The sequence below is a fragment of the Vibrio sp. D431a genome (assembly GCF_030248655.1).
Lineage (GTDB): Bacteria > Pseudomonadota > Gammaproteobacteria > Enterobacterales > Vibrionaceae > Vibrio > Vibrio alginolyticus.
Genome location: NZ_JAHGAP010000009.1, coordinates 21,766 through 38,384 on the forward strand (window position 1 = coordinate 21,766; position 16,619 = coordinate 38,384).

Below are 16,619 nucleotides of genomic sequence, written 5' to 3' on the forward strand. Positions count from 1 at the left end.
CTAAACTACAGCGATAAATATCACCCTGAGTGAAATCAAGCAATAAATAAATCTAAGGATAACAGTACCTAACCGATTTCACAGGACCAAGCCTTAACCAAAAATTAGAGCTCTAACCTTTTTACATGTAGAGTTCTAAGCTATCACAGCTTATATCTATGCAAGCGAGTTGAGTTGAAATGTACAAAAAAATTCAAAATAAATTCAACCCTACGTCAGGGCAACGTTATGGTGGACAAAAACACATCACAAGCAATTGTTTTAAATATAAAAAGTAAGAATTGAACACACCTTGCTCAACGAATTCTCTATGCACGGCAGAACTAGTTAACCAACCCCCTTTCGTTGAAAGTTGAACTAAAATTAATTAGAGTACAAATCGTTAAACAGTTATAAACACACGAAAAAGGACAGATAACATGGATCCCATACTGGAAGTTAAGGGACTGTATAAAGTGTTTGGAGAAGACCCAGAGAGAGCCTTCTCGCTTATCGACAAAGGCGTCGATAAAGACGGTATTTTTGAACAGACAGGTTTAACAGTCGGCGTAAACGATGTATCTCTCACCATAAATGAAGGGGAAATTTTCGTAATCATGGGCCTTTCTGGCTCCGGGAAATCCACCCTTGTTCGACTTCTTAACCGGCTCATTGAGCCGACTAAAGGTAGTGTTTATCTCAAAGGAAGAGATATCGCCCACATCTCCGAAAATGAACTTCGAGAAGTTCGTCGTAACAATATCTCAATGGTGTTTCAAAGTTTCGCACTCATGCCACACATGACGGTGATTGAAAATGCCGCCTTTGGTTTAGAACTTGCCGGCATCGACGTTAATGAGCGTCAGAAAAGTGCCCTTTCCGCCTTAGAAAGAGTGGGTTTAGACCCTTATGCAGAATCTTTCCCTGACGAATTATCCGGAGGTATGAAACAGCGCGTTGGTTTAGCGAGAGCGTTAGCTTGTGATCCAGACATCCTATTAATGGATGAGGCGTTTTCCGCTTTAGACCCATTGATCCGTTCTGAGATGCAAGATGAGCTTATTCGTCTACAGAACGATGACAAACGCACAATTGTCTTCATTTCTCATGATTTGGATGAAGCAATGCGCATTGGCGACCGTATCGCCATCATGCAAAACGGTGAGGTTGTTCAGGTTGGTACACCTGATGAAATATTACACAGTCCAGCAAATGATTATGTCGAAGCGTTTTTCCGCGGCGTAAACATCGCAAGTGTCTTGACAGCAAAAGATATCGCGCGCAAGAAGCCAGCGGCTGTTTTTAAGAAATCGGAAAATGACGGTCCAGGCTCTGCGATGCAGATTCTGATGGATCACGACCGTGATTACGGTATTGTCGTCGATAAATCTAGCCGATATTCCGGCATCGTATCTCTTGATTCACTACGTTTGGCTCATAAAGAAAACCGTTCGTTAGCCAGTGCTCAATTACCGGATGAAGTTACTCTTCAGCCTGATCAGTCAATTAATGACATTTTGGGTCTGGTTGCTGGTGTTCCTTATGCCGTGCCTGTCGTAGATGAGAAAGGAACTTACTTTGGTGTCGTGACTAAATCACGTCTTCTACAAACACTAGATAAGGATTAACACGATGTCTTCAGAGCAAACTAACAATGATCCCTGGTCAAATACTGCTCCTGCGCAAGATGATCCTTGGTCGCAAGGTACAGAGGCCGCGCCAAGTAATGATTGGCTCAACTCAGAAACTGTAGAGCAAGCACCATTCGATATTATGAACCCATTCCAAGATGCGGTTTTACCCCTCGATAGCTGGGTAGAGTCCGGTTTGAACTGGCTGGTGGAACATGGTCGACCTGTTTTCCAAGCAATACGAGTTCCAATCGACTTTATTCTAACGTCGTTTGAAACTGCTTTGGTGTCTACACCTGCGCCTATAATGGTACTCATTTTATTTTTGCTAGCGTGGCAGTTTTCCAATGTAAAACTTGGTTTTTCTACTCTTGTATCCCTTGTTTTCATCGGCCTAATTGGTGCGTGGTCACAAGCGATGACAACGCTAGCACTGGTGTTAACCGCCGTTTTCTTCTGTTTGCTTATAGGGCTACCAATGGGGATATGGTTGGCAAGGAGCCAAACCGCTGCCAAATTTGTTAGGCCAATATTAGATGCAATGCAAACGACTCCCGCGTTCGTTTACCTTGTGCCAATTGTTATGTTGTTTGGTATTGGTAACGTTCCTGGCGTAGTAGTAACGATCATTTTCGCCCTGCCTCCCGTTGTGCGCCTGACTATTTTGGGTATTCAGCAAGTACCTGAAGAGCTTATCGAAGCTGGCCACTCTTTCGGGGCAAACAAAAAACAGATGCTTTATCGCATCCAGTTACCGTTGGCGTTACCAACCATCATGGCAGGTGTAAACCAAACCTTAATGCTGTCACTTTCTATGGTAGTGATTGCTTCAATGATTGCTGTTGGCGGCTTAGGCCAAATGGTACTTCGTGGTATTGGCCGACTTGATATGGGTCTTGCTGCCGTTGGTGGCTTAGGCATCGTTATTCTTGCGATTTTGTTAGACCGTATCACCCAGGTGTTAGGGGTTAATGCGGGCAACACTAAACTTCGCTGGTATCACACAGGTCCTGTTTCATACCTATTAAAACTGAAAACAAAGACGAACCAAGACGATCTAAAACTTAGGAGAAACATCAATGAATAATTCATGGAAGAAAGCGCTCTCTGTTGGAGCTCTAAGTACTATCGCATTTTCAACTTATGGTGTGGCAAGTGAACTACCGGGTGAAGGTGTCACTGTTCAGCCTGTTCAATCAACCGTTGCAGAAGAAACATTTCAAACGTTGATCGTAAACCGCGCACTTGAAGAGCTTGGTTACGATGTTAAACCGACCAAAGAAGTGGACTACAACGTAGGCTACACCTCTATTGCTAAAGGTGATGCTACTTTCTTAGCGGTTGGTTGGTTCCCTCTTCACGCCGATAAGTACACGATGTCGGGCGGTGATGATAAGTTCTTCCGTAAAGGCCAATACGTAAGTGGTGCTGCGCAAGGTTATTTGATCGATAAGAAAACCGCGGAAAAATATAACATCACGAACATTGGTCAGTTAAAAGATCCAAAATTGGCGAAGCTATTCGATGCAAACGGCGATGGCAAAGCGGACTTAACTGGTTGTAACCCAGGTTGGGGGTGTGAAATGGTTGTTGAGCATCAGTTGGATGCTTTCAAACTTCGTGACACAGTAACACACAACCAAGGTAACTACGCGGCGATTATCGCTGATACGATCTCACGTTACAAAAAAGGCGATCCGATTCTTTACTACACTTGGACACCGTACTGGGTAAGTGGCGTTTTAGTTCCAGGGAAAGATGTTGTGTGGTTAGAAGTGCCATTCTCTTCACTTCCTGGTGAGCGTAAGGACATTGATACGACACTAGAGAACGGTAAGAACTACGGCTTCGAGATGAACTCTATGCGCATCGTTGCCAATAAAGAGTTTACGGAAAAAAACCCTGCTGCTGCGAAGCTATTTGAAATCATCAAACTAAATATCAATGATGTTAGTGCTCAGAATATGATGATGAGCCAAGGTAAGAACAGCTCAGCGGACATCGAGTCTCATGTAAATGGTTGGATCAAAGCGAACCAGAAAAAGTTCGACGCATGGGTCGAAGAAGCGAAGAAAGCCGCAATGTAATCATGCCTTTATCAATCTCTAGAGCCAGTTGGTGTTATCAACTGGCTCTTTTTTACACAAACGCCCCTCCCCCTTACATAGACATACCAACACTTACACTACTCGACCATAAACCCACATTATAATTCACGTTTATTTCACGCTTGCTTTGCTAAAAACAACACAACATAACAATTAAACTATTCGAATAAATATGAAAAACTTATCAAAGAGCTCTGTGTGGGGGCCTTTGCAGCCAATTGCTGCCTTTTCTTTGTTTTCACTTCTATTTCTGTCTATCTCAAGAGTTTTGCTAGCTTTTTGGCAGATTGACCGTATTGACTCTCTAAACGACTTAATTTACATCCTAGGTCAAGGTTTGCGCGTAGATATTGCAACGCTTTGCTGGTTATTTATTCTTCCAGCACTGTTTTCAACCTTCATGCCATTAACCGGTAAGATGGGAGAGTGTTGGAAGCGAATATTACGCATATGGATGGTTTTAGGGCTTTGGGTGCTTGTATACATGGAGCTCGCAACAGCGCCATTCATTCAGGAATACGACCTACGTCCAAACCGCCTGTTTGTGGAATACTTAATCTACCCAAAAGAAGTCTTGAGTATGCTCTGGACTGGCTACAAATTAGAACTGTTTATTGGTGCGTTAGGTACAGTTTTAACCATCACTTTAGGTTGGAAGTGGAGTAAGAAACTGACCGATAAGGCGCAGCAGGTCAACTGGAAATGGCGACCACTATTGGCACTTTTCGTTGTTCTTTTTGGGGTTGCAGGTGCTCGCTCATCTTTAGGTCACCGCCCGCTAAATCCTGCTATGGTCGCCTTTTCTAACGATCCACTGCTTAACGACTTAGCACTGAACTCATCTTACTCATTGTTGTTTGCGGTTAATAGCATGAAGTCAGAAAAGAGCGCGGAGCAGTTCTACGGAAAAATGGACACTCAAAAGATGTTGGAATTAGTTCGCACTTCATCAACAAAGTCCGACTTCACCCCTTCATTACTCCCAACCATGAACAGTAACCCCGCGACTTACCAAGGTAAACATAAAAACTTAGTGATTTTGCTACAAGAAAGCTTAGGCGCCCAATTTGTCGGTGCTTTGGGTGGTTTGCCTCTAACACCAAACCTTGATGAACTCATGAAGGAAGGTTGGCAGTTCACACAAATGTACGCCACTGGTACTCGTTCTGTCCGTGGAATTGAAGCCGTAACCACGGGCTTTCCTCCATCTCCGTCTCGCGCGGTAGTGAAGCTGAGTAAAAGCCAAACGGGTTTCTTTACTATCGCGGACTTACTAAAAGCTCAAGGCTATCACACGCAATTTATTTACGGCGGTGAAGCCAACTTTGACAACATGAAAACTTTCTTCTTTGGTAACGGTTTTGATCAAATAGTAGAAGAAGACGATTATAACAACCCAAGCTTTGTTGGCTCTTGGGGGGTTAGCGATGAAGATCTATATAACAAAGCAAACGAAGAGTTTGAACGCCTTTCAAAAAGCGACAAACCTTTCTTTAGCTTAGTTTTTACGTCAAGTAATCATAGCCCTTATGAGTATCCGCAAGGCAAAATTGAGCCATACGATTCAGAACATATGACGCGTAACAACGCCGTAAAATATTCCGATTACGCTTTGGGCACTTTCTTTGAAAAGGCGAAAAAGTCATCTTATTGGGATGATACCATTTTCATTGTAATTGCAGATCATGATGCACGTGTTTCTGGCGCTAACCTTGTTCCGGTTAAGCACTTTCACATTCCAGCATTGATCCTTGGTAAAGGCATTCAACCACGTAAAGATGACCGCATAGCAAACAACATAGACATGCCGCCTACACTGTTATCTCTAATTGGGGTAGATGCTAAAACACCGATGATTGGTCGTGATTTAACGAAGCCACTGGCTCGCGAAGATGAACGCGCAATGATGCAATACGACAAAAACTTTGGTTATTTAACGCGCGACAATCTCGTTGTGCTTTCCCCTGGTGAAAAGATATCGACCCTGGCGTACGACTTTAAAGACCAAACCATGAAGCCGCTAGAGGTGGACGAGTCTATTATCGAGCGTGCAAAAGCAAACGCATTATTTGCATCTAAAGCGTATCAAAACAACTGGTATTCTTCCAAAAACACTCATTAATACCAATGATTGCGCTGATAAAAAGGAGCTAAACGGCTCCTTTTTCTTATTCTTTCACTTACCTTCGAGAATGTGCTACTGACAACTCCTGTCGTTCCTTTCCGTTAGATTGCCCCTACTATTTCTAATTGATTAAGGAACAAACCATGCTGACTATCAATTCATTCGTTCTCTACGTTGAGGACATCCACATAAGCCAAGTTTTTTATTCGAAACTGTTCGAACGCAAAGTCACGCAGTTGTCTCCAACCTTCGCCGCTATTCCACTGACCGAAGGCTTAACGTTGACACTCAAGCAAAGAGATAATCTTTCACCCTACAGCGGCATTCGAGGTGGTGGTACCGAGTTGTCTTTATCAGTGCCCAACAGGCATACGTTAGAGCGCATTTACAAGCGCTGGAAAGACCTAGGTGTTGAGTTTGTTCAACCACCAGCGACATCAGTGTATGGGTTAAATTTTATGGCTATCGATCCAGATAAGCATCGCATTCGCGTTTTCATAAATGAATAAAAATGCGTTAAAAATGCTTTTTACCCATTCCCAATGTGACTTCAATAAATTAGACTCAAGGAAACATCAAAAGCGGCGTAGTAATAAGAAGGAATGCCCATGAGCTCAAGTATGATCCTTAGCGAATCCCTAATCGAGAGCGGAAGAGATATCCCCCTCAAAGAACTGCTTTATGCAAAGCGCGTGCTGGATAACTACATGGCAGTAGCCAAAGAAAGTAGCCCGCTTGAGCTATTAACTGAGATGAAATCGGCAGCAAAGCAAGTAGAATACTTTACAACGACGAGTAACCCGTGTGAGGCTCGTAATGTCATCAGTCAGATGATTGATAAAATCGACACCGCGGAATCTTTTGCTTCGTTCAAAGCATTAGCAGGTAAGCCATCTCAAGCACTCAATGAACTAATTGAAGATCGAGCTCAGCTGATTAAACACGAACGAGAACTCCTGCTCGCCTCAGGCTATGACGCCTCACGAATCTAATATACGCGACAGGCTAAAAGTCATAGCTAACAACGAAAAAGGAGCTCTTAAAGAGCTCCTTTTGCTTTTCAAAAATCGGATACAAAAGACTTAAAGGCCGATATCTTCCGTTATTGCTTTGATTTGTTTGAGGTCCATTTTATAGACTTCAATCATTTGATCGACCTGACTTAGTCGTGAATTAGCTTCATCATGTTTATCACACGCGTCCGACTTCACGTCCCAAGATTTGCCTTCTAAAAATACGTCACACTCTTTCTTGAGTTTCTCAATCTTAGGTAATAATTTTGACCGTTCTTTCTCGAGAGACTCTAATTCTTGCGAAATTTTTAGCTCTTTCTGGAATACTTCGCGGGACCGCTCAAACATAGTCGCTTGCATATCCGCTTGACGACTCAACTTCTCATTTTCTGACTTCGTCGTGTTGATCTTATCTGCCTGCTGCTTCAATTGAGACTCTAGTGACAAGTTGACCTTCTCGACCTCAGTCAATTGCTTTTGCAACTTCTTAAGTGCTTTCTGATGAGCTTCATCTTTCGCGGCGAGTAACTCACTAACTTGGTTTTGTATTTCTTGGTCGAGCGCCTCTTCACGCACTTTTACTTGAGATGCCAACTGGGTTTTATCTTGCGTTAGTGCTTGATACTTTTCTTCTAATACGTGGTAAGTCGATTCCCACTTGTTCGCAGTGACAACCGATCCAACAAGGCCACCAAATGCCAAGCCTAACACCGCAGCGATTGCGATATAGATATGCGTACGTTTGTCACGCTCTTCAATGACAACTACGTCGTCTTGCTCTTCCATTTTGTTCTGAGAACTCACCGTATACTACTCCAAGGACTCTTTTACTTTGCTAGCGGATCAATTCCGCAAACATAATTGATGCTGTATAAATCAGAAATGCGCCAATTAATGTTATAACGGTCGCTTTTTGGACTTTTTCATTGGTTCGATAACGAAACAGCACAAATGCTACTGCAATCAACACCGCAATGGCTAATAATCTGGTCATACCGCCTCCTTGTCCACTCATGAAAAACTGCCTAGGTCCGTAGACTGTTTCACAAAGATTCATTGTAACCCATTTATACGTACCATAAGGTCAACTTAGCGTAGATTTTAAAATAAGTGCTCCGATTTTAATCAATTTTGTGTCCTTAATTGAATAACTTATGTCGTAACAATCGAAACACATTTATCGTTCTGAAGTATTTTTGGGTTCCATTCCCTAACCCAATAAATTTTATTTATGCCGTGACTCGCACAAAAAGATTGGCAAACATACCTTCATGAAAATTGATGAGGTTATTTCATTGAAAATAAATTGACATAGGGTGTTGAAATGGACCAAAAACATGATAGAGTTCACACGTTAATGATGACCAGCATCATTAACTAACCTTTACTCATTTAATTGAGTAATTGTTCCGATGAAGACTGCAGGAGAGTGGTTATTAATCAAATTTTAACATTTGATTAGCATAACTCGCCGAAGAATTAACTATTTCAGGTGCTACCTAGGTAGCGGGGACTGTAGTTGGAGGAACCTCTGGAGAGAACCGTTAAATCGGTCGCCGAAGGAGCAAGTCTTGCACTCACGCAAGGTGAAACTCTCAGGCAAAAGGACAGAGGAGTGGAAAGTTACAACCTAACTATTTTGCTTGGCCTTCCCGCCTACAACCAATAGCTTAGTTCTTTTAGAGATCGTTGATCTCGTCCTTTCCCTCTTCTCCTTATTAGTTGTTTTATTAAGGGGAAATCATGAACAACCTACAATCTTTACTACAAACCATCGATAATTTTGTCTGGGGTCCACCGCTGCTTATTTTGCTAGTGGGTACAGGTGTTTACTTCACTTTTAGCCTTGGCTTGATCCAGTTTAAACACCTCCCAACAGCGCTAGCGATGGTATTCAGTAAAGATAAGTCATCTAATACTCAAGGTGACGTTTCTAGCTTTGCAGCTCTTTGTACTGCACTCTCAGCAACAATTGGTACTGGTAACATTGTTGGTGTTGCCACAGCAATCAAACTCGGTGGACCAGGCGCTCTATTCTGGATGTGGCTCGCTGCCCTTTTCGGAATGGCGACTAAATACGCCGAATGTTTGTTGGCGGTTAAGTACCGAAGAGTCGATGATAAAGGCCAAATGATTGGTGGCCCAATGTATTACTTGCAATACGGTGTTGGCTCAAAAGCTCTCGCGATCATGTTTGCAGTGTTTGCTTTGGGTGTTGCTTGTTTTGGTATCGGTACGTTTCCACAAGTAAACGCGATTCTGGATGCAAGTGAGATATCTCTTGGTGTTAACCGTGAGCTATCTGCCTTTGTACTAACTCTTTTGGTTGCTTTCGTAACTTTGGGTGGCATCAAATCCATTGCTAACGTTGCAGGAAAAGTGGTTCCTACCATGGCTGTATTTTATGTGTTGGCGTGTTTAAGCGTGATCATCATGAATGCAGACCAATTGTTCAATGCCGTTGAATTAGTGCTGGTTTCAGCCTTTACATCAACAGCAGCGACGGGTGGTTTTTTAGGTGCAAGCATCATGCTGGCAATCCAATCAGGTATCGCTCGCGGTGTGTTCTCAAATGAATCTGGTTTGGGTAGCGCGCCTATGGCAGCAGCAGCAGCGAAGACAGACTCTTGTGTTAAACAAGGCCTAATTTCAATGACGGGTACCTTTTTCGATACCATCATTATTTGTACCATGACAGGCCTTGCTCTAATCCTGACTGGTGCATGGCAAAGTGACTTTGCAGGTGCCGCGATGACGACTCATGCTTTTGCGGTGGGTTTAAATGCAGATACATTTGGTCCTATGCTCGTCTCAATCGGTTTGATGTTCTTCGCTTTTACCACCATTCTTGGTTGGAACTACTACGGTGAGCGTTGCGTTGTGTTCCTGTTCGGAACTAAAGCTGTGCTTCCATACAAACTGATTTTCGTCGGCTTGGTGGCATCTGGTGCATTCCTTCACCTCGATATGATTTGGCTACTGGCTGATATCGTAAACGGTCTGATGGCAATTCCTAACCTAATTGGTTTGATCGCACTGCGTCACGTCGTACTGGCAGAAACCAAACTGTTCTTTAGCTCAACATCGCAATCAGGTAAAGTTGAAGCAGTGAAAGCTTAGTGAAACGGCAGGTTTGCGGTCACAAACTGTCAGTCACAGAGAGCAAGACACATTAGAAATGGTAAAACACAAAGCCCGCTATTATTTAGCGGGCTTTATTTATCTTCGGTTAAATGGTTAATCTCTCAACCATTGATGCTCAACGTTTTCTCCACGTTCTTCAAAAAACTTCGCATTTTTTTGCTTGAATTGATCCGCTTTCAACTCTGATAGCGGCCAGTCTAAAAATGCTTCTGTTACAAACGAGTCGCCGACACCAACTTCAATCGATTCCAGATGTTTCCCGATGTAGCGATAAAAGTAGCCTTGCCCAAACGCATCGCACACCATAGGTACATGCCTGACACGTTGATGATTGACAGAGACCGAAGCCCAAGTCGTCGTTTTAGGTTCACAGGTTTGCTCTTTTACAACGTCGACCTCAAATTTATTGTCCATAGTTGTCGAAACAAAAACGACAATAGCGTCATGCAAATACACACGCCTGAGCAATAACTGTTTAGTGTCTTGAGTTCGCGTTTGTTGTATTCCATTAGCAAAAGGCTCGAAGTAGCCCCAGTGCCAAGACCAGATCATGCCGCGTTGCGCAAACTGTACTTGTGGCCACGTATGCCAAGCTACAGCGGCACCTATCCCCACAATAAATACAGCGAGTAGTATCAACAATCGATAAATATTACGCATTAAACGGGTTTTTCAATTAATAACTTCACACCAAGTGCGACTAATACTGCGCCCGTCGCGCCTTCCATCCACTTCATAAAGCTTGCATTCTTTAGTAGATTTTTAGCCGAGTTAAGCGCGCCAGCTAAACCACACTGCCAAACCATCGCAATAGCAAAGTGTACAGATGCCATCATCATTGATTGAAGCAAGGGTGAACCTTCTGGATTCACAAACTGTGGCAAGAAAGCCAAATAGAAGACCGCCGTTTTCGGGTTCAAGACGTTAGAAAGAAAGCCCTCTCTAAAAGAGCGCTTACCATTAAACACTTCGTGAATCTGCTCGGTCACGGTCAATCCATCTTTCGACGACATTAGCGCTTTTAAACTGCTCAAACCAAGCCAGATAAGATAAGCTGCGCCAATCATTTTTACGATTTGGAACAACTCTGCTGATTGCGCAAGAATCGCCGAGATACCAACCGCAGAAAAAAAAGCATGTACGAATAAGCCAAAGCAAATCCCTAGACTGGTTGTACATCCATCTTTTAGGCCCGATCGGCTAGTGTTACGGATAACAAGTGCAGTATCTAAACCTGGCGTTAACGTTAAAATCGTAATGGCAATAATAAATGCCTCGAAATTCAAAATATCCATATTATCGTGATAATTAATTGTTAATCCTTCATCAATACCGCCAATCCACAAGATTCGCAAGCTTCTTTTTTAAGAGAGCTATACAACTGGGTGAGTTTATGGACAATGGGTTGGAGTTAATTGTTAATTATTAGTAAATTAACGCAGGTTGCTTAGTGCAACACCATATGAAGGACCCGTTATCGGGTGTTTAGGGAAAGAACAAAAGAATAAGAGTAGTCACATGAACGCATTTACAAAACTCGTTGAACATTCCAAAAAAGTGGCAAATTTTGAGCATCTATCAGCCATCATAGATTGGGATCAAGCGGCGGTCATGCCACCTGGTGGCGCTGAAGCACGCTCGAATGCCACGGCAGAGCTCGATGTACATATCCATTCTTTAATGACTCAACCGCACTTGGGAGAGCTTTTCGCTCAGGCAGAAGAAGAGACGCTGTCTACAAAAGAAAAATCTATCCTAAGAGAAATGAAGCGTGGGTGGCAGCAAGCTAACTTACTACCAGAATCATTAGTTCAAGCTCAATCTCTTGCTGGCTCCAAATGTGAACATGCATGGCGTACACAACGTGGAGAAAATGACTGGGCTGGTTTTGAAAAGAACTGGGCTGAAGTCGTAAAGCTATCGCAGGAAGAAGCGCAAATTAGAGCCGAAGCAAATGGCACGACTCCTTATGATGCCATGCTCGATGTTTATGAACCTGGCACAACATCTGCGTCGTTAGACATTCTTTTTGCTGACGTGAAAACCTGGCTTCCTACTTTGATCGATGAAGCGCTTGAAAAACAACAATCAGACAACATCTTATTGCCAACTGCACACTACCCTGCGGAAAAGCAAAAAGCGCTCGGTTTGGAAGTCATGAAGCTACTTCAATTCGATTTTGAACACGGTCGACTTGATGAGAGTACCCACCCATTTTGTGGTGGTGTACCGACAGATGTGCGTATTACGACACGTTATAATGAAAACGAGTTTGTCCAATCACTGATGGGGATTGTCCACGAAACTGGCCATGCTCGATACGAGCAAGGGCTACCAAAAGATTTATCAGGAACACCCGCGGGAGAAGCTCGCTCTATGGGTATTCATGAATCACAATCACTCTTCTTTGAAATGCAAATAGGACGAAGCAGCGCGTTTATCGATCACCTCGCTCGACTGGCTTCTAACCATTTTTCTGGTAGTGAATTCGAAAAAGACAATTTAGCCAAAATTTACACTCGCGTAGAAAAAGGCTTTATTCGCGTAGATGCTGACGAACTAACATATCCTGCTCACGTTATTCTTCGATATGAAATTGAGCGAGATCTCATGAACGGCGTCATCAAACATACAGATGTACCAGAACTCTGGAACGAAAAGATGAAAGCGTACTTGGGGCTATCAACCGAAGGAAACTTCAAAAATGGCTGTATGCAAGATATCCATTGGACAGACGGAAGTTTTGGCTATTTCCCGTCCTACACGCTCGGTGCGATGTACGCTGCACAATTTATGGCAGCAATGAAACAAACCGTCGATGTAGATGCGGTTATTCGTTCTGGCGACTTAGCTCCGATATTCAATTGGCTCTCGGAAAACATCTGGAGTAAAGGGAGCTTATTCACCACTGATGAGTTGGTAAAACAAGCCACGGGTGAAACACTGAATGCTAAACACTTTCAAGCTCACCTAAAAGATCGCTACTTATAAAGCGAAAAGAATAGAAAGTAAAAGCCCAAGGTTCGTATGTTCCTTGGGCTTTTTGTAGGCTCTCTATGTGTTATGCCAAGCTAGGGATGAGCCTAGGCTTGTACAAACAGTCCTCACCCTCTGGTCTAGTTTTAAACCGACGATGAAGCCACATATACTGGCTCGGACTTGCCATGATTGATGTTTCAACTATTTGATTCACGAATGCGGCGGCACGTTGATGATCCTCTTTCGGGAAACCTTCGACGGGCGCACTAATGGTTAGGGTATAGTGTCCGTCTTTTCCTCTTACCATCGTAAAAGGCACAATGGCGCAATCTGTAGAATCAACCAACAAACTTGTGCCTGTCGTAGTACAAGCATTTTTAACGGCAAATAACGGTGCAAATGTCGAGCGTCGGTTACCATAATCGTGGTCCGGTGCATACCAAACCCGCTCACCCGTTTTAAGTGCTTCAAGCATGGCTTTGACGTTTTTACGATCAATCAGTGTACGATTAGAGCGAGAGCGTCCCTTATACTGAAAATAATCAAAGCACGGATTATTGTTTGGGCGATAAACACCGGTTCCAGACTTTTTAATGCCAAAAGCTCGAGCACCTAACTCTAGATTCATTGAGTGTACGGCCAACATTAATGCACCTTTGCCTGACTTCTCTAAAGCCTCTAGATGCTCCATGCCTTTTATCGTGACGTGTTTGTTTACCCGTTTATCTGACCAAAACCATGCCATTGCGGTCTCAAAAAGTGCGATGCCAGTATTGTCGATGTTGTCTTTTAGAATTGCTTCGCGTTGGCATTCTTCCATATGAGGGAAGCAAAGCTCAAGATTGCGTCTGATCGTAACTTGACGTTTTCTCATGAGTCGCATAGCTAAACGACCAATGTTGCGTCCCAAAGCTAGTTGAACTTTAAAAGGAAGGAGGCTAAGTAAGTACATCACGCTAATGATAATTAACGTTCCCCAGTAACGAGGCAAAAGAAATTCGGCCTTGAATGCAGGCTTTTTGTATTTGTTCATGTAAGTATTGTCAGATGTGCCCATCTATAAGTGATAAAAACAATGATAATGGACTGCACTTTTATCATTGATAACGCTAATAACATAAATTAAAGCGCGCGGATTCTATGGTTCTTCGACACACTACACAATAAGAACTTTGCAGAAATATGTAGGGAATGAAAAAGCAGTAAAGATGAGTCGCCACGTTAACATCTATCGGAGTGATTTATCTACTGCCCTTTCCTAAAGTTTGAAGAAACATAACTTTGTATTTTCAATGCGCTAAATAATGCCTGTTTTTCAATCACATAATGCGACCGTGATGAATGCAACAAGAAGACATCATATCAATACTCGCCATTAGCGATTGAATTTGCACTAAAAAGCCGCAGCAATTTCTCGCTGCGGCTTCTTATTCACTTAACAAGTAGAGTGGCGTTATTCGTACCCTACTGTTTTGGATAATAAATTTACGATCAACACACCAGCGATGATAAACCCAATACCAACTAGGGCTGGTAAGTCTAGACGCTGTCCGTAAACAAAGTAACCAACCGTCGCAACCAAAACGATCCCAGCACCACTCCATATGGCATAAACAACCCCGACAGGCATTGTTTGCACTGTGACGGAAAGCAAGAAGAAAGCGATGCCGTAACCAATCAAAACGACTGTGCTCGGCATTACTTTCGTAAATTGCTCTGTTTTGGGAATATAAGAAGTGGCAATCACTTCACATACAATCGCTATCGACAGCGCCAACATTGGTGGCATAGAGACAAGCATTTTGAACATAAGGCATTAACGCTCAACAGAAATGTAACCGACAACATGTCCGGATAATTAGGCCGCGCATTATACCCAACTCATCTCACGATGGAATACCACTAATGATGTTTACACACCATCACTTTCGCTTACTTTTTGATGACCAGGTGAAAGGCTGACGTTTTGGTGCTGACGAGAAATTTCAAAGTAGATATGCATATCAATCGGCTCAGGTGTATTGAGTAGCATCTTACCTACTTCACGTTGGAAATGACCATAATTACCTAGCTCATCCGTTAGTTCTAGGAGCTCGTAAGAGGCTTCATCGGCAAACATTCCATACGCATACTGATAATGACTGATATCCTTGCTCTTATCATAACCCAGCTTTTGAAGAGCTTGATCAATCTCTTCCGGCGTATAAATGTCTTTATCACCAAACGAATGCAGTAGCACGCAAGGAACTTCTTGAGCGATGCTCTGAATCTTTGTCTTTCTCTTGAAAATACCGAACATAATGTCCTCCACTGACGATGTTTCCAAATATGCACATTAATGCAAAATGGTGAGCTGATTGTTTTTAGTATGGCTCATTAATTTGAGACTTCCTTACTACGAAGTCACCTTCACATATTAACGTGATCGCATAATTACCAGCAAATAGTACACACTGCGTTTCAAACCTATCTCATCAGAAACTCTGCTTTAGTCACAATTGTGTGACAACCCCGAGTACGGTTTACCATAATGTAAAGAGTAGATTGAAAAGTCGGATTTCGTATCGACATCTAAACTTAATTAAGTTAGCTTTAGAAGTATAGACGTCTAGATTGACTATACTTAGGGAGAGAAAGTCGTGCCAATTAGAATTCCAGATCAATTACCAGCTACCGATGTATTAAGGACAGAAAACATCTTCGTGATGAGTGAAACGCGTGCAGCGAGTCAGGAAATACGTCCTTTAAGAGTGCTGATCCTTAATCTGATGCCAAAAAAAATAGAGACTGAAACTCAGTTTCTGCGTCTACTCTCAAACAGCCCACTACAGGTTAACGTCGAATTACTGCGCATTGATAACCGCCCGAGTAAAAATACGCCAACTGAACATTTAGACACGTTTTATCGCCAATTTGAAATGGTGCGAGATAAAAACTTCGATGGCATGATCATTACTGGGGCTCCATTAGGTTTGGTACAATTTGAAGATGTCATTTATTGGGATCATCTCAAAACCATCATGGAGTGGGCAAAAGATCATGTGACATCCACTCTTTATGTTTGCTGGGCTGCGCAAGCAGGACTAAAGCTACTCTACGATCTACCTAAAAAAACGCGTAAAGAAAAACTTTCAGGCGTGTATCATCACCAAATCCATCATCAATTTCACCCTATCTTACGTGGATTTGATGACACGTTTTTGGCTCCTCACTCGCGTTACGCAGATTTTTCGCCTCACTTTCTAGAAGAGCATACTGACTTAGACATTTTAGCGACATCGGATGTCGCAGGTGTGTACTTGGCCACCACAAAAGACAAACGCAATGTCTTTGTCACAGGACACCCTGAGTATGATTCTCACACCTTACATAATGAATATATCCGAGATTTAAGCGAAGGTATGGAGCCCGCTATTCCTGTCAACTATTACCCAAACAACAACCCAGATAACCCACCAATTGCAAGCTGGAGAAGCCATGGACACCTTCTCTTTTTAAACTGGCTGAACTACTGTGTTTATCAGCAAACACCGTACGACCTCGAGCACTTCAGTGAAGATGCTTTCACTAAAGACGATTAGCTTCAAAATAAGCAAACAAAGCACTCATCATTACCGAAATGTAATATGTGAACCAAGCC

At 42.8% G+C, this 16,619-nt stretch carries 16 protein-coding genes and 1 riboswitch; of the genes, 9 read left to right on the forward strand and 7 right to left on the reverse strand.

Annotated elements, in window-relative coordinates; genetic code table 11:
• Positions 1–419: 419 nt before the first annotated feature.
• The 6 genes from proV (at position 420) to KJB35_RS06375 (ending at position 6,835) form a co-directional block, all read left to right on the forward strand.
• A complete protein-coding gene (gene proV / locus KJB35_RS06350) occupies positions 420–1,607 on the forward strand; it encodes a glycine betaine/L-proline ABC transporter ATP-binding protein ProV (RefSeq protein ID WP_005377777.1) in 1,188 nt (395 codons plus the stop codon).
• A gap of 4 nt (positions 1,608–1,611) precedes the next feature.
• Positions 1,612–2,697, forward strand: a complete 1,086-nt coding sequence (gene proW / locus KJB35_RS06355) for a glycine betaine/L-proline ABC transporter permease ProW (protein ID WP_005377778.1) — start codon at positions 1,612–1,614, stop codon at positions 2,695–2,697.
• Entirely contained in the window at positions 2,690–3,697 is a 1,008-nt protein-coding gene (proX, locus tag KJB35_RS06360) for a glycine betaine/L-proline ABC transporter substrate-binding protein ProX (RefSeq protein WP_054865582.1), read from the forward strand. Before proW ends, proX begins: the two co-directional genes overlap by 8 nt.
• A gap of 193 nt (positions 3,698–3,890) precedes the next feature.
• Positions 3,891–5,840, forward strand: coding sequence for an LTA synthase family protein (locus KJB35_RS06365; RefSeq protein WP_193837409.1), 1,950 nt, complete (start codon positions 3,891–3,893; stop codon positions 5,838–5,840).
• 146 nt (positions 5,841–5,986) lie between these two features.
• Positions 5,987–6,352, forward strand: coding sequence for a VOC family protein (locus tag KJB35_RS06370; protein WP_130546073.1), 366 nt, complete (start codon positions 5,987–5,989; stop codon positions 6,350–6,352).
• 99 nt (positions 6,353–6,451) lie between these two features.
• Positions 6,452–6,835: a hypothetical protein gene (locus tag KJB35_RS06375; protein WP_005377782.1), complete on the forward strand. Its 384-nt coding sequence runs from the start codon at positions 6,452–6,454 to the stop codon at positions 6,833–6,835.
• Positions 6,836–6,925: 90 nt separating this feature from the next.
• Here the strand turns inward: KJB35_RS06375 and KJB35_RS06380 are convergent, their stop codons facing one another.
• The gene (locus KJB35_RS06380; protein WP_017820934.1) at positions 6,926–7,660 is read right to left on the reverse strand and encodes a chromosome segregation ATPase; all 735 of its coding nucleotides are present in this window, start codon (positions 7,658–7,660) and stop codon (positions 6,926–6,928) included.
• A gap of 31 nt (positions 7,661–7,691) precedes the next feature.
• The gene (locus KJB35_RS06385) at positions 7,692–7,850 is read right to left on the reverse strand and encodes a hypothetical protein (RefSeq protein WP_005377784.1); all 159 of its coding nucleotides are present in this window, start codon (positions 7,848–7,850) and stop codon (positions 7,692–7,694) included.
• A 527-nt stretch (positions 7,851–8,377) separates the two neighbouring features.
• Positions 8,378–8,477, forward strand: a riboswitch (glycine riboswitch).
• A 122-nt stretch (positions 8,478–8,599) separates the two neighbouring features.
• Between KJB35_RS06385 and KJB35_RS06390 the strand changes: the two genes are divergently transcribed.
• Complete coding sequence (locus KJB35_RS06390) at positions 8,600–9,976, forward strand: sodium:alanine symporter family protein (RefSeq protein WP_104975278.1); 1,377 nt, start codon at positions 8,600–8,602, stop codon at positions 9,974–9,976.
• 117 nt (positions 9,977–10,093) lie between these two features.
• On the opposite strand, the gene KJB35_RS06395 is transcribed toward KJB35_RS06390, so the two are convergent.
• Both KJB35_RS06395 and KJB35_RS06400 read right to left on the reverse strand, forming a co-directional pair.
• Positions 10,094–10,660 (reverse strand): hypothetical protein, encoded by a 567-nt coding sequence (locus KJB35_RS06395; RefSeq protein WP_005385713.1) that lies wholly within the window; start codon positions 10,658–10,660, stop codon positions 10,094–10,096.
• The gene (locus tag KJB35_RS06400; protein WP_017820932.1) at positions 10,660–11,295 is read right to left on the reverse strand and encodes a LysE family translocator; all 636 of its coding nucleotides are present in this window, start codon (positions 11,293–11,295) and stop codon (positions 10,660–10,662) included. Before KJB35_RS06400 ends, KJB35_RS06395 begins: the two co-directional genes overlap by 1 nt.
• A 223-nt stretch (positions 11,296–11,518) precedes the next feature.
• Here KJB35_RS06400 and KJB35_RS06405 point away from each other — a divergent pair, with 223 nt between their 5' ends.
• Positions 11,519–12,991: a carboxypeptidase M32 gene (locus tag KJB35_RS06405; protein WP_005377788.1), complete on the forward strand. Its 1,473-nt coding sequence runs from the start codon at positions 11,519–11,521 to the stop codon at positions 12,989–12,991.
• Between the two features lie 70 nt (positions 12,992–13,061).
• Here the strand turns inward: KJB35_RS06405 and KJB35_RS06410 are convergent, their stop codons facing one another.
• The 3 genes from KJB35_RS06410 to KJB35_RS06420 form a co-directional block, all read right to left on the reverse strand.
• Entirely contained in the window at positions 13,062–14,012 is a 951-nt protein-coding gene (locus tag KJB35_RS06410; RefSeq protein ID WP_064369089.1) for an LpxL/LpxP family Kdo(2)-lipid IV(A) lauroyl/palmitoleoyl acyltransferase, read from the reverse strand.
• A gap of 420 nt (positions 14,013–14,432) precedes the next feature.
• The gene (locus KJB35_RS06415; protein ID WP_169644527.1) at positions 14,433–14,768 is read right to left on the reverse strand and encodes a multidrug efflux SMR transporter; all 336 of its coding nucleotides are present in this window, start codon (positions 14,766–14,768) and stop codon (positions 14,433–14,435) included.
• A gap of 123 nt (positions 14,769–14,891) precedes the next feature.
• Positions 14,892–15,278, reverse strand: a complete 387-nt coding sequence (locus tag KJB35_RS06420) for a DUF6559 family protein (RefSeq protein ID WP_005377791.1) — start codon at positions 15,276–15,278, stop codon at positions 14,892–14,894.
• A 340-nt stretch (positions 15,279–15,618) separates the two neighbouring features.
• On the opposite strand from KJB35_RS06420, the gene metA reads away from it, so the two are divergent.
• Entirely contained in the window at positions 15,619–16,560 is a 942-nt protein-coding gene (gene metA / locus KJB35_RS06425; protein WP_158159640.1) for a homoserine O-succinyltransferase, read from the forward strand.
• The last annotated feature ends 59 nt before the right edge of the window (positions 16,561–16,619 follow it).